This window comes from Wolbachia endosymbiont of Laodelphax striatellus (assembly GCF_007115015.1).
Taxonomy (GTDB): Bacteria; Pseudomonadota; Alphaproteobacteria; order Rickettsiales; family Anaplasmataceae; genus Wolbachia.
Window position 1 is genome coordinate 881,952 of sequence record NZ_MUIX01000001.1, and the last position, 13,137, is coordinate 895,088.

Annotated in this window: 14 protein-coding genes; 9 read left to right on the plus strand and 5 right to left on the minus strand. The window is 33.7% G+C overall.

Annotation, left to right across the window (positions count from 1 at the left end; translation table 11 throughout):
- Nucleotides 1–22: 22 nt before the first annotated feature.
- On the minus strand, nucleotides 23–400 hold the full coding sequence (rplS, locus tag BVG17_RS04130) for a 50S ribosomal protein L19 (RefSeq protein WP_006014069.1): 378 nt from the start codon (nucleotides 398–400) through the stop codon (nucleotides 23–25).
- Nucleotides 397–1,095 carry a tRNA (guanosine(37)-N1)-methyltransferase TrmD gene (gene trmD, locus BVG17_RS04135; RefSeq protein ID WP_063630865.1) on the minus strand — a complete coding sequence of 233 codons (699 nt, stop codon included), beginning with the start codon at nucleotides 1,093–1,095 and terminating at the stop codon, nucleotides 397–399. The genes rplS and trmD overlap by 4 nt, the downstream gene beginning before the upstream one ends.
- 74 nt (nucleotides 1,096–1,169) lie before the next feature.
- On the opposite strand from trmD, the gene purC reads away from it, so the two are divergent.
- Nucleotides 1,170–1,892 (plus strand): phosphoribosylaminoimidazolesuccinocarboxamide synthase, encoded by a 723-nt coding sequence (purC, locus tag BVG17_RS04140; protein ID WP_063630866.1) that lies wholly within the window; start codon nucleotides 1,170–1,172, stop codon nucleotides 1,890–1,892.
- Here purC and purM read toward each other — a convergent pair.
- The gene (purM, locus tag BVG17_RS04145; RefSeq protein ID WP_063630867.1) at nucleotides 1,889–2,926 is read right to left on the minus strand and encodes a phosphoribosylformylglycinamidine cyclo-ligase; all 1,038 of its coding nucleotides are present in this window, start codon (nucleotides 2,924–2,926) and stop codon (nucleotides 1,889–1,891) included. The genes purC and purM overlap by 4 nt on opposite strands.
- A 137-nt stretch (nucleotides 2,927–3,063) precedes the next feature.
- Here purM and BVG17_RS04150 point away from each other — a divergent pair, with 137 nt between their 5' ends.
- Both BVG17_RS04150 and BVG17_RS04155 read left to right on the plus strand, forming a co-directional pair.
- Nucleotides 3,064–3,339 carry a hypothetical protein gene (locus BVG17_RS04150; protein ID WP_063630868.1) on the plus strand — a complete coding sequence of 92 codons (276 nt, stop codon included), beginning with the start codon at nucleotides 3,064–3,066 and terminating at the stop codon, nucleotides 3,337–3,339.
- Complete coding sequence (locus BVG17_RS04155) at nucleotides 3,324–3,689, plus strand: histidine phosphotransferase family protein (protein WP_084240997.1); 366 nt, start codon at nucleotides 3,324–3,326, stop codon at nucleotides 3,687–3,689. The genes BVG17_RS04150 and BVG17_RS04155 overlap by 16 nt, the downstream gene beginning before the upstream one ends.
- 328 nt (nucleotides 3,690–4,017) lie before the next feature.
- Here BVG17_RS04155 and BVG17_RS04160 read toward each other — a convergent pair whose 3' ends face one another.
- Entirely contained in the window at nucleotides 4,018–4,836 is an 819-nt protein-coding gene (locus BVG17_RS04160; protein WP_063630870.1) for a transporter associated domain-containing protein, read from the minus strand.
- A 402-nt stretch (nucleotides 4,837–5,238) separates the two neighbouring features.
- On the opposite strand from BVG17_RS04160, the gene hemE reads away from it, so the two are divergent.
- The 3 genes from hemE (at nucleotide 5,239) to BVG17_RS04175 (ending at nucleotide 8,429) form a co-directional block, all read left to right on the plus strand.
- On the plus strand, nucleotides 5,239–6,255 hold the full coding sequence (gene hemE / locus BVG17_RS04165) for a uroporphyrinogen decarboxylase (protein WP_063630871.1): 1,017 nt from the start codon (nucleotides 5,239–5,241) through the stop codon (nucleotides 6,253–6,255).
- Between the two features lie 614 nt (nucleotides 6,256–6,869).
- Complete coding sequence (locus tag BVG17_RS04170; protein WP_063630835.1) at nucleotides 6,870–8,063, plus strand: pyridoxal phosphate-dependent aminotransferase; 1,194 nt, start codon at nucleotides 6,870–6,872, stop codon at nucleotides 8,061–8,063.
- Between the two features lie 48 nt (nucleotides 8,064–8,111).
- The gene (locus tag BVG17_RS04175) at nucleotides 8,112–8,429 is read left to right on the plus strand and encodes a DMT family transporter (protein WP_010403511.1); all 318 of its coding nucleotides are present in this window, start codon (nucleotides 8,112–8,114) and stop codon (nucleotides 8,427–8,429) included.
- A 16-nt stretch (nucleotides 8,430–8,445) separates the two neighbouring features.
- Here BVG17_RS04175 and BVG17_RS04180 read toward each other — a convergent pair whose 3' ends face one another.
- Entirely contained in the window at nucleotides 8,446–8,958 is a 513-nt protein-coding gene (locus tag BVG17_RS04180) for a hypothetical protein (protein WP_063630834.1), read from the minus strand.
- Between the two features lie 388 nt (nucleotides 8,959–9,346).
- On the opposite strand from BVG17_RS04180, the gene BVG17_RS04185 reads away from it, so the two are divergent.
- The 3 genes from BVG17_RS04185 (at nucleotide 9,347) to BVG17_RS04195 (ending at nucleotide 13,098) form a co-directional block, all read left to right on the plus strand.
- Nucleotides 9,347–10,582, plus strand: a complete 1,236-nt coding sequence (locus BVG17_RS04185) for an MFS transporter (RefSeq protein WP_063630833.1) — start codon at nucleotides 9,347–9,349, stop codon at nucleotides 10,580–10,582.
- Complete coding sequence (gene glyA, locus BVG17_RS04190) at nucleotides 10,554–11,831, plus strand: serine hydroxymethyltransferase (RefSeq protein WP_063630832.1); 1,278 nt, start codon at nucleotides 10,554–10,556, stop codon at nucleotides 11,829–11,831. The genes BVG17_RS04185 and glyA overlap by 29 nt, the downstream gene beginning before the upstream one ends.
- 79 nt (nucleotides 11,832–11,910) lie before the next feature.
- Entirely contained in the window at nucleotides 11,911–13,098 is a 1,188-nt protein-coding gene (locus BVG17_RS04195) for a phosphoglycerate kinase (protein ID WP_172793454.1), read from the plus strand.
- Nucleotides 13,099–13,137 lie beyond the last annotated feature (39 nt).

The window sequence follows — 13,137 nt, forward strand, 5'->3', positions numbered from 1 at the left end:
TTGACATCACTCCCTATTGTATCTACTTAGATTTTTTTTTAACATAAGTAGTACGTTCTTTGATCCTTGCAGCTTTCCCAAATAGCTTGCACAGATAATATAATTTTGCTCTACGGACCTTTCCCTTTCTCATCACTTGTACTGAAATTAATGCAGGAGAGTAAACAAAAAATTGTGATACTATACTTTCTCCATGACTTACCTTTCTAACTGAAAAAGAAGAGTGTAATCCACGATTTCTTTTTGATATACATACGCCCTCAAATATCTGTATACGCTCACCCGTACTATCAACTACCTTAAAAGTGACCTTCAAATCATCGCCAGGACAAAAAACCGGCATCTCTTTGGCTAATCTTTGTATTTGTTGTTCGTTAAATTTTTCAAGCAAGTTTGTCATTTATCATCTCCATTCAACAATTCAGGTCGACGTTCCTTTGTTCTAACGTATGACTGTTCCCTTCTCCAATCACTTATTTTTCTGTGATTGCCAGACAACAGAACCTCAGGAACTTTGTACCTACTCCACTGCTCAGGCCTAGTATATTGAGGATATTCAAGCATACCACCACTATAACTAAAACTTTCTTCAGCAACGCTATCGAAATTATTTACTACACCTGGAAGAAGCCTAATACATGCATCAAGAACCACCATCGCAGCTGGCTCACCTCCCGAAAGTATATAATCTCCAATACTTAACTCATAAGGAGTATACACATCAATTACTCTTTGGTCAACACCTTCAAATCGACCACACAATATTGTTACATGAGGAATTTCTGTTAACTCTTTTGCAATTCTCTGATTAAATTTTGTACCAGATGGAGTCATATAAATAAATCTAGTATTTTTATGAGCAGAAAGCACATTATCAACTGCATTACCAATCACATCTGGGCGCATAACCATCCCTGCTCCACCTCCATATGGAACATCATCCACAGTTGAATGTTTATCTTTAGCAAAAGAACGAATATTTACTATTTCAAGATTCCATATTTTTTTTTCCAACGCTCTTCCAGCAAGAGAATAGTTCAAAAATCCGGGGAACATTTCTGGAAATATGGTTAATATTGTAACATTGAACGCCATTAAGGTTTATTTTAAGTTATTTGGGGCTATACTCTAAGAACAGTAAATTGATATGATACATAGTTAAATTAAATATGCCACTGAATAAAACGATATACGAAGGTAAAGCCAAAGTCATTATTGAAACTGAAGACTCATCAACTGTTATACAGTACTTTAAAGATGATGTTACAGCATTCAATAAGGAAAAATATGAAATTATTGAGGGCAAAGGAATAATTAATAATCATGTTAGTGCTTTTATCATGGAAAAGCTTGAAGAAGCAGGAATTAGCACGCACTTTATAAAAACTCTAAATGAAAGAGAACAGCTAGTCAAAAAGCTCAAGATAATACCTCTTGAGGTAGTGGTTAGAAATATTGCAGCTGGCAGCTTTTGCAAACGTTTTAATATCAAAGAAGGTGAGGCACTTACATCTCCTATAATCGAGTTTTTTTACAAAAATGATGACCTAGCTGACCCAATGGTGAATGAAAATCACATACTGTATTTTGATTGGCTATCTAGTAAAGAAATGGATGAAGTTAAAACTACAGCTTTAAAGATCAACAAAATCTTAGTCGACCTATTTTCAAATGCAAGTATATATTTAGTTGATCTCAAGTTAGAATTTGGCAAATTGATAAACAACAGCACTAAAATCATTTTAGCTGATGAAATCAGCCCTGATAATTGTAGGCTATGGGATAAAAATACGCATAAAAAGCTAGACAAAGATGTTTTCCGTTTAAATCTAGGAAACTTAAAGGAAGCATACTCAGAAGTTGCAAAAAGATTATCAGTAAAGTTATGCTAACTAAATACCACTCTATCAAGTAGAGGGTTACATGCTTCATCGAGTTTTCCAATAATCTCAATTTTTTCTCCACACTTTTGGAAATGGCTTTCCACATCCTTAACATTTGCGGGATCTAGAATCATCACCATACCAATACCACAATTAAATGTTTTTAACATTTCTCTCTTTTCTATTTTGCCTTTTTCTTTCAGCCATAAAAATATATCTGGCCATTTCCAGGAATTAATGTCTATGTTTGCAAATAAGTTTTTTGGAAGAATTCTTGGAATATTATCTATTAACCCGCCACCTGTTATATGCGCAACGCCTTTTACCTTTGGCATAATAGCCAACAAAGAATCAACATATATCTTTGTTGGCTCAAGTAATATTTCACCCCAAGGTTTATTATTCCATGGAGATATATCATTATAATTTATACCTAAGCTTTTGAAAATATGGCGCACCAAAGAAAACCCGTTTGAGTGAATTCCATTTGATTCTAAACCGACTACACAGTCACCTGCTTTCATAGCGTTACACTTTGGAAGAATTTTACTTTTATCAACCACTCCAACCACAAACCCTGCAAGGTCATAGTGACCATTACCATACATTCCAGGCATTTCTGCAGTTTCTCCACCAACCAATGCTATTTTAGCTTGCTCGCACCCCTTTGCAATGCTTTGGATCACAGATACCAAAACATCTTTACTCAAAACGCCTGTTGCAAAGTAATCAAGGAAAAATAAAGGTGTTGCTCCTTGTGCAAGTAAATCATTTACACACATTGCAACTAAGTCTATACCTATAGTATCATGCTTATTTACCTCTTGAGCTATTAATAGTTTTGTGCCCACTCCATCAGTTGAGGAAACAAGTACTGGATGGTCGTATTTCTTGCTCAGCGAAGAAAAGTCAAACAATGCGGAAAATGATCCTACTTCACTAATTACTTCTTCTCCTTTAGTCTTTTCAATAATAGGTTTAACTTTTTTTATTAGTTCATTATATAGTTTAAGGTCTATTCCAGATTTAGCATAAGTACTCATAGCGCCTTCATAAATCTTATAATTATTAATACTACATTAATGCTTTGACACAAAAAGCGCAACGAAACTTTCTCTTAAATTGACTACTACGTGCCTACCAATATAGGGTTAACTTAAATCATTTATACTTTTATCCAATGAATAAAAACATAATGTTAATAACAGAATGCCTATCAGGACGAATTCTTCATGATTTTGCTAGTTCTATGCAAGGAATAGTGGGTGGATTGGAAGAGCTTGAAGAAAACAACCCTAATATGCAAAACGAAGCATTGTCATTGCTTAAAGAAAGCTCCGATGATTTAATATATAAATATAAAGTTATGAAGCAAGCGTATTCTCGTTCATCAGATAATTGCAGCTTTGTTAAGACTAAATCCAATATAGAAAATTATTTATTAAAAAAAAAGTAAAGCTTCAGTGGAGAGTAAGTGAATGCCCTACAGAAGACTTAATTGAAAGAATAAATAAGATAATCTCCAATATGGTGATAACTATAGTCAGTGCAGTAGCACAAATTGAATTAGTGTCTATTTTGCTGGCTAAAACAGAAGATAAAACACTACTAACTATAAAAGTAGAAAATGAACATAGATCAATAAGCACATCATTAGTGAGCAAGTTAACAAAAAAAAATGATATTCCTTTGGATACAAAAGACATTATTATCTATATGACTTCTTTACTGTTAGAACAGTATAACACTAAAATCAATTGCACTTGTGAAAGTAATTCACTGAATATAGGCTTAACTATAACTTGAGATGGCTTCATATTTCATGAAAAGGACTCGATACTATAAATTTGAATCTTGGATAAGGAAAGGAAAAATTTTGTGGAGTAACCTAGACATAAAATCTGTAGTTAATTTCTTTTTGAAAGTTACAGATTGCTAAAAATACTTAAACAACTAATTTTTATAACTTTGTACCAATAAAACTATTCCTACCTTTAATTATCAAACAGTAATGTATAGAACTACAAATTTTTGCATATTAAGAAATCTCTTAAGCGCGTATTTAAGTTGCACATCTGGCTACTGCAATCTCTCACTTCCAAGATAAAGTACCTTATTACCAAAAAAATTAAATTTAATTTTTGTAATCACTTAAGTCTAGTATTATTTTGTTAATATATCGTTCATTTGCATCCTTGATGATAAATTTTATACCATTTTTATAACTTATGACTTCACCCACAGAAGGTATTTTACCAGCAATTGAAAGAATCAAACCACTAAGTGTGGAGTAATCTTCTTCAGAGTCACGCAACTCTATTTTTAGACTTTCTTCTATATCCTTTATAAGGGTCCTTGCCGACATTTCAAACTTGCTTTGAGATAATTCAGTAATGGTGTATTCTGAATTTACCTCATTCCCGTTATCAATGTTTGGTATTAATTCTTCTATAAGATCAGTCATTGAAATTAAACCATCAGTTCCACCATGTTCATCCAAGACAATAGCTAAATATAATTTAGAAGATTTCATCATAACAAAAAGATCTGTTGTTTTCATCGAAGCTGGAACAAACAGTATATTTTGTTTAATATCTTCCAGGTTAAAATTTTTATTCCTATTGAAAATAACATCTTTTACGTAAAAAAAGCCTGTTACGTTGTCAAAGTCATTTATATAAGTTGGTATTTTAGTGTAGCAAGTGTTTTTCACCTTCTTTATTAACTCATCCTTACTTGATTTAATGTCTACTGAGCATATTTCCTTACGTGGAGTCATTATATCCATGATACTACAATCACGGAATTTTAATAGACTATTAAGTATGTCAAGATCTGACAGATCACCCATTAATGCCTCAGTCGCACACTTTTTTAACACAGAAGTTTTATTGAAGAGGAAGAGAAAAGTTCTGTATACTATTTTTTCTACTAAGGTTCTTTTCTTATTCAATTTATTCCCTTTAATGGTGAAAATGTCTTTAGATCAGATCTATCAAGAAAACTGTTATTAAATGTTTAATAAGCATGTGAATAATGTCAAATTAATTTGTGAATTATTTGTTAATATAAAATACTAACAATTGATCAACAACTTTCTCAAAGACATATACATAATTGTGTAACAATATATGATAGTAAAGTATTTTCCGTAAAAGAAAATTACTAACATTATAAATATCTTACTTATACACATAAATTATAAGGCAAAATCAATAGTATATAGAAGTTATTAACATGTTTATCCACAAGTTAAGTAACACTAATTTTTACTGAATTTTAAGTTAATAACAATTTATTGATAGAACTATTATTACTACTATACTTTAGTATAGAAAAAAGTAGATAAAATAGATTGGAAAGCAACAAACCAACGATAGTAAGAATTATTAAGCAGAATAAGCCAAATGAAAAAGTACCTATTTGGTTAATGCGCCAGGCTGGTAGATCTCTTCCTGAGTATCGCAAAGCCGTAGAAAAAACGAGTAATTTCATGGAGATATGCTATAGCATAGATTTAGTGGTAGAGCTGACGCTACAGCCAATAAAAAGATTTGATATGGACGCAGCCATAATTTTTTCAGACATTTTAATAATAGCTGACGTTTTAGGTTGTGATGTGAATTTTGTTCGCGGTGTGGGTCCAATAATAAAACCTGTGAAAAGCTCTGAGGAGTTAAAAAATTCACAAGAATTTGAAACTAAAACCTTTCCAATCTTAAATGCCATCAGGAAAGTAAGAAGCCAATTATCAGAGGAAAAGTCCCTTATAGGCTTTGCTGGAGGGCCGTGGACGGTAGCTTCCTACATCATAGAGGGTGGTAGTAGTAAAACTTTTTCTAAAGTATTACATTTCTGTTCCCTAGAACTAGAAGAAGTAATTAAAAAAATAACAGAAGCGACAATTATTTATCTAATCAAACAGATAGAGTTTGGAGCAGATATTATTCAGTTATTTGACAGCAATGCTGGTATATTGCAGGGAGAACTGTTTGAAAGGTATGTAATCAAGCCAACAAAGAAAATTGTTTCAGCAATAAAGAATAAGTTTCCTGATTTTCCTATAATAGGTTTTCCGCGCTCTGCTGAAAATCTTTATACAGATTACTGCGAGCAAACAGGTATATCTGCAGTAAGTATAGATTATAATGTTCCAATAGAATGGGCGAAAGAAAATCTAAAAATTCCTCTGCAAGGGAACCTTAATCCTATTCTTTTGGCCTACAATAAGTCAGAAGCAATTGAAGAAGCAAAGCGTATAATAGATTGTTTTAGAGGGTTACCTTTTATATTTAATCTCGGACATGGAGTGCTTCCTGATACTCCGGTTGAAAATATTGCTGCATTAGTGGACCTGGTAAGAAACTACTAAAACTCTTGTATGAAAAGCCTTTATGAGGGTGGAATGAAAACCTTACTTGACAAACCTTCCCACTTTCCCTACCATATCAGTAAGAGTATTTATCCTTATTTTTGGGCTCAATAACAAAATTCAGTAAAAAAACTCAAATATTTATTGGCAAATTACATAAAATTATAGCGGCTGCATGTCTTTTTTATTTTTTCTACATTCAGCCAAATCGCGCTTATTTTAAGCGTTAGCACATTATTACAATGCCAATTTACATTATTAAAACTCGCTATACAGGGATTTATTTGCCTTTTTTCTTTGCTTGGTAAATTTCTTAATATTTGGATTAGTTAGGAGTCCTATAAAGATGTCATTCCAGTGCTTATTACCTGGTCAGTCTTCTGGATCCCAGTGTCTGGGCACTGGGATGACAAGAAAGAGGCTACTTGCATGACAGGAAAAAGGGCACAGGGAGTGCTTTTTCCTTTTTTACTATTTGGTAAATTTCTTAACATTTATAGCTAAAGCAATTTTGAGAACACATAAAAAGCCTTTTTTAGCTTACATAAAACAATAAAACTTCTAGCTTTTTTGTTGTGTAGAGTTTATCATTTTTATTTAACTTTAGTGAGATTATGTCAGACCTTGCAAAGAGGATGTCTCTGATAAAACCATCGCCTACAATTGCTGTGACCGATAAGGCAAACAGATTAAAAAGCGAAGGAAAGAAAATTTGCGTTTTAGCTGCAGGGGAACCGGATTTTGATACTCCAGATCATATAAAAAAAGTAGCTATTCAAGCAATAAATGAAGGCAAAACTAAATATACTGCTGTTGATGGAACGCATGAGCTTAAAGAGGCGATAATCAATAAGTTAAAAAAGGATAATAAACTCAACTACAAGCTTGAGCAAATCTGTGTTGGTACAGGTGCTAAGCAGGTGTTATTCAATTTGTTCATGGCAACAATTAACTCTGGAGATGAAGTTATTATTCCAGCTCCTTATTGGGTTTCATATGTTGATATGGTAAGTCTTTTTGGCGGCTTGCCAGTTGTAGTAGAATGTAGACAAAATTTTAAACTAACACCGGGATTATTGAAAAGCAAAATAAATGAAAAAACTAAGTGGTTAATTCTTAACTCACCGAACAACCCTGCAGGAGCTGTGTACACGTGTAATGAATTGAAAGACATAGCACAAATGTTGCTTGAATATTCACATGTGAATGTCGTTACAGATGATATTTATGAGCATATAATATACGACGAAAAATTTTTTACTATCGCTCAGGTTGAGCCGAAGCTTTATGATAGAGTTTTTGTGGTCAATGGAGTATCAAAAGCCTATGCAATGACAGGTTGGAGAATAGGGTATATTGCAGGTAGTAGTGATGTGATAAAAGCTATCTCTACGCTGCAGTCTCAAAGCACTTCTAACCCAAATTCAATAGCACAAGCAGCAGCAGTTGAAGCGTTAAACGGTGATCATAGTTTTTTGAAAGAAAGAACAAGAATCTTTAGGGATCGTAGAGATTTTGTAGTAAAAAAGCTAAATTCTGCTTCAGGATTGTCAGCATCTATTCCACAAGGTGCATTCTATTTGTTTGTCGCATGTGAAGGTTTATTGGGTAAGAGCACGAAAAGTGGTAAAGTAATAAATAGTGATCTTGATTTTGCTGAATATTTGTTGGAAGACCATTTAGTTGCTGTTGTTCCAGGAATTGCGTTTGGTCTGAAAAATTTTATCAGAATTTCTTATGCAACCTCTCAGGAACAATTAGAAATTGGATGTAATAGTATTATTAAAGCATGTGAAATGCTAAGTTAACTTTTTAATATTCTTATGTATAATATTTCAGTAAGATAGAGTTGATTTATGGCGTGGGTATATTTGCTATTAGCTGGTTTGGTTGAAATAATATGGACCACAGCACTGAAATATAGCAATGGCTTTACTCGTGTTATACCTGTAGTAATTATTTTAGTTAGCGGTTCTGTAAGTCTTTACTGGCTATCGTTAGCAATGAAGTCTATTCCCCTTGGTACATCTTATGCAGTTTGGACTGGTATAGGCTCTATAGGTGCAGCAATAATAGGAATAATGTTTTTTAATGACCCAGTAAATTTTGGGCGTTTATTTTCCCTTGCTTTGGTAGTACTGGGTATCATAGGATTAAAAGTATTTTCCAATTAGGAAAAGTTAGATGTGTCTATTTTACCATCTCAGGACTTTCTACTAAAGTTGCTTTGGATTTTTCAGTTCTCGAAGAGGGCATTCCTATTGATTTAGAAAGTACCTTTCTAATGTTCAATATTTCACTTTTCTCATTTTGTTGAATTAAGTTAATGTCGTTTATTTTATTCACTAAATCTTTTCCTTCCTTTAAAATTTTTAAATCACTTTCGTTGATATGATGTTCATTTTTAAATTCTGCAACGATTTCTTTCTTCTTTGGATGAGTATTCAGAAATTCTAATATCTGGTGTTTAGCAACAGCTTGAATAAATTTCTTATCGTGAAATATTGAATTATTACGTAGTTCTTCTAGGCTTTTATCATATTGTTTTGCTTCGTTTACGGTAAGTTTTATTATTTCTTCTGCGCTACTTAAAAGTTCCCTGTATAACTTGTCGTATCTATTGCCTGTGTGTGCGGCAAATGTTTGTTCAATGTATTTTGTTATATAGTTTTGTAGCGTATTGTCTATTGTATCTATGTTCATTCACTCACCTTGCTTTTATGTTATATTTTACACGCGAAAAGGTTAATATTAAGTTAACTTAGACGTCTCTAAAGCCAAGTTTTACTAAAAATTATACTATTTAAAATATAATTGTTATCACGAAATAAAAGCGTAAGTAAAATGAATTTTGTAACAAAACTAAAACTTATAGTAAAAAAAATAAAGCTTAAGATGAACAAGGGTAAAATTATAAAAATCCTTATCATCTGTGGTATAATTTTTTTCATATACCTTATCCATGAACCAGTTATAGATATGCTAAAAGGTCTCTTTTAAGAAAGATACTCGGATTAGAGTAGCTATTTACAAAAGTGTTGCTCCTTGCTGATAAAATACCTATAATTCTGTTTTTTAGGTAATATTAGCATTGCAGAGAAATTTTTTCATATGGTTGCTAGCATCACTATTTTATGCATACCAGTATATATTGCGTGTAATTCCAAATATAATCGCGCCTGAATTAATAACAAAATTTAACATAAGTATTACAGATGTTGGTCAATTTGGTGGGCTATATTATATAGGCTATACGCTTGCTCATATACCTGTTGGTCTTGCCCTTGATAGATTTGGGCCAAAGTTTGTTTTACCTGCATGTATTGTCTTAACGTTTGCTGGAACATTACCCCTAATATGCTTTGACGAGTGGTATTACTCAATACTTGGTAGAATGATTGTTGGAGTTGGGTCATCTGCTTCGGCAATTGGACTCTTTAAAGTTGCAAGTATGTATTTCTCACAAGAAAAATCAGCAAGGATGGCTAGTTTATCTATAATAATAGGGTTACTGGGAGCTATTTATGGTGGATTACCTCTAGACTTTTTGCTCAATAAATTTGGTTGGAATTATGTTATATATACTTTCTCAGCGTTTGGTTGTTTGCTTGCTCTGTTGTTGCTTTTAATAACGCCAAAAAGTAACATAGAGGAGAGTAGAAATGACAACATACTTCAAGATTTAAAGACTGTACTTTTCAATAAACATATCATTCTAATCAGCTTTTTTGGTGGCTTAATGGTTGGACCATTAGAAGGTTTTGCTGATGGTTGGGCAAAAGCGTTCTTATGTGAAGCATATCAAATGACCGGGGATCTGGCATCTTCGCTTTCTTCCCTTATGTTTATAGGTATGGGAGCTGGATCATTCTTTTTATCTTATTTACTAGAGAAATACCCAGACAAACATTACGAGGCAATTATTGCATGTTCTTTTGCAATGATCGTTAGCTTCCTCTTGCTTTTTATACAAGCTGGAGGTTTATATATTGCACTACCTGCACTTCTTGTTATCGGCTTTGCGTCTGGTTATCAGGTAATTACTATTTACAAAGCAATAAGTTATGTGAACAATAACTTGGTAGGCTTGGCCACAGCCATATCAAACATGATAGTTATGGTTTTTGGCTATTTTTTTCATACAGGAATTGCAAAAATAATAGATTTATGTTGGAATGGAATGGTAGTACAAGGAAATCCTGTGTATGGTACTGAGTTACTAGTAAAAGCAATATCAATTATTCCTATATGTTTGCTTTTAGCTGTTTTTGGATTTATGTGGTTAAAGAAAAGTTCTTATGACAAGTGTTTCAGAAAGGATTTGTGACTCTAAAAGTAGTCTGAAGTCTTTTGATGATGAAGTTTATCAATCTATAGAGAAAGAACTGCGGCGACAAAAATCACAGTTGCAACTGATTGCGTCGGAAAATTTTGCAAGTAAAGCAGTTATGGAAGCTCAAGGTTCTTTTCTGACCAATAAATATGCAGAAGGTTATCCCGGTAAGAGATATTATTGTGGTTGTGAGTATGTGGATGAAATTGAAGATCTAGCTATAGGTAGGCTTTGTAAGCTATTTGGTGTTAAATTTGCAAATGTTCAACCTCATTCTGGTTCTCAGGCAAATCAAGCAGTGTTTGCTTCACTACTTACTCCGGGTGATACAATACTTGGATTGTCACTGAACTGCGGTGGACATCTAACTCACGGTGCGAAGCCGAGCCTCTCTGGTAAGTGGTTTAAGTCGATCCAGTATACAGTTAATAGAGACACTTACCTGCTTGATATGGATGAGGTGGAAAGGCTAGCGCTAGAGCATAAACCGAAGCTAATCATTGCTGGTGCTTCTGCTTATCCAAGAGAAATAGATTTCGAGCGCTTTCGTGAAATTGCGAATAAAGTTGGTGCATATCTGCTTGCAGATATTGCTCACTATTCAGGGCTTATTGCTGCAGGTTGTTACCCATCACCTGCCAAATATGCGCATATTATAACTTCTACAACTCACAAGACTCTACGTGGTCCTCGTGGTGGAGTGGTAATGACAAATGATGAAGCGTTACGTAAAAAAATTCAGTCTGCAGTTTTTCCAGGATTGCAAGGTGGGCCACTTATGCATGTGATAGCTGCAAAAGCTGTTGCATTTAAGGAAGCATTAGCGCCAGAGTTTAAAACTTATAGTAAAAAAGTTGTGGAAAATGCGAAAGTGTTAGCTCAAGCGCTGCAAGGGCATGGGCTGAACATTATAACCGGTGGCACTGACTCTCATATAGTGCTAGTTGATTTAAGATCACGGAAATTGACTGGAAAAGACGTTGTGAATAGCCTTGAAAGAGCTGGCATTACCTGCAATAAAAACTCCGTGCCATTTGACACAGAAAAACCAACCATTACTTCAGGGCTCCGTTTTGGTACCGCTGCTGAGACAACACGCGGACTTGAGAAAAAAGATTTTAAAGAGATAGCTGATCTGATAAATGAAATAATTCAGGGATTAATTGATGGAAATAGCCCTGATGTTGAAAAAGCAGTGAAAAATAAAGTTGAAAGTATTTGTAGTAATTTTCCTATTTATTAATTTATTTAGCATTGGAATTTCCTTCCTTTACTTTGGATTAAACTATTGTATAGTGATTTTATAGCTCTTTAATTTTATGATAAATGTACCTAGCATAGAGAGTTGTGATTTTCACAATAAAAATGTTCTGCTCAGGGTTGACTTCAATGTTCCTATAAAAAATGGAAGAATTTGTGATGCCACTCGTATTTTGAGAGCGCTACCTACCATTCAGTATTTGGCAAATGCGGGTGCAAAAGTTATTGTTATCTCACATTTTGGGCGTCCAAAAGCCAAAGATAGTAACTTATCGCTAAAAAACGTAGTTGAAACTTTATCGCGGCTGCTAAGCAAAGAAGTGAAATTTGTTGATGATTGTATTGGTGAGAGAGTACAAAGAGCAATAAATGCGATGGATGGAGGAGATATAATATTACTAGAGAATCTGAGGTTTTATAAAGAAGAAGAGCAGAATGATTCAAATTTTGCTAAACAATTAGCATCTCTAGCAGATATATATATAAATGATGCGTTTTCTTGCTCTCACAGAGCTCACGCTTCTATTTCACGCATTACGGAATTTTTACCTTCTTATGCAGGATTTTGCTTGCAAGATGAGCTAAAGTATCTTGAGCAAGCTATATCGTTTGACGCTAAACCTATTACTGCGATAGTTGGTGGAGCTAAAATATCAACTAAAATAAAAATGCTTATAAAGCTAGCAGAAAAGGTTGATTACCTTATTCTGGGCGGCGCAATTGCTAATAATTTTTTGTTATTTAATAAAGTTAATATAGGCAAGTCTTTTTTTCAAAATGGCGTTGATGATCTTCTGCACGATATTGTTGAGACGGCAAATAAAAACAATTGCAAAATAGTTGTGCCAGAAGACGTTTTGGTTGCAGTAAATTCTGATTATAGCACTGGCGTTTTAAGAAAAACCGAATCCGTTTTGGATGATGATATAATTTTAGATATCGGACCTCAAACTTTAAGCACAATAAGCGGTATAATAGCAAGCAGTAAAACTCTGCTGTGGAACGGACCTATTGGTGTTTTTGAACATTCAGCTTTTGCAAATGGTACAGTAGAGGTGATGAGAGTAGTAAGTGATTTGACACACGAAGGAAAATTAACCAGTGTAATAGGAGGAGGAGATAGTCTATCTGCAATAAATACTGCAGGTCTTGCCGATAAAGATTTTACATATATTTCAACTGGTGGGGGAGCGTTTTTAAGTTGGCTAAGTGGTGATGAGATGCCAGGACTGCGATCAACATTAGATTAAAACTTTTTTAAGTTGTTGCTTATAACCTAGCTTCTTTAT

Excerpts from the sequence above, each read along its gene's own strand:
- purM (WP_063630867.1), bottom strand. The coding sequence starts at position 2,926 with ATGAGTACTTATGCTAAATCTGGAATAGACCTTAAACTATATAATGAA.
- BVG17_RS04180 (WP_063630834.1), bottom strand. The coding sequence starts at position 8,958 with ATGAACATAGATACAATAGACAATACGCTACAAAACTATATAACAAAA.
- BVG17_RS04170 (WP_063630835.1), top strand. The coding sequence starts at position 6,870 with ATGTCAGACCTTGCAAAGAGGATGTCTCTGATAAAACCATCGCCTACA.
- trmD (WP_063630865.1), bottom strand. The coding sequence starts at position 1,095 with ATGGCGTTCAATGTTACAATATTAACCATATTTCCAGAAATGTTCCCC.
- BVG17_RS04175 (WP_010403511.1), top strand. The coding sequence starts at position 8,112 with ATGGCGTGGGTATATTTGCTATTAGCTGGTTTGGTTGAAATAATATGG.
- purC (WP_063630866.1), top strand. The coding sequence starts at position 1,170 with ATGCCACTGAATAAAACGATATACGAAGGTAAAGCCAAAGTCATTATT.
- BVG17_RS04150 (WP_063630868.1), top strand. The coding sequence starts at position 3,064 with ATGAATAAAAACATAATGTTAATAACAGAATGCCTATCAGGACGAATT.
- glyA (WP_063630832.1), top strand. The coding sequence starts at position 10,554 with ATGACAAGTGTTTCAGAAAGGATTTGTGACTCTAAAAGTAGTCTGAAG.
- rplS (WP_006014069.1), bottom strand. The coding sequence starts at position 400 with ATGACAAACTTGCTTGAAAAATTTAACGAACAACAAATACAAAGATTA.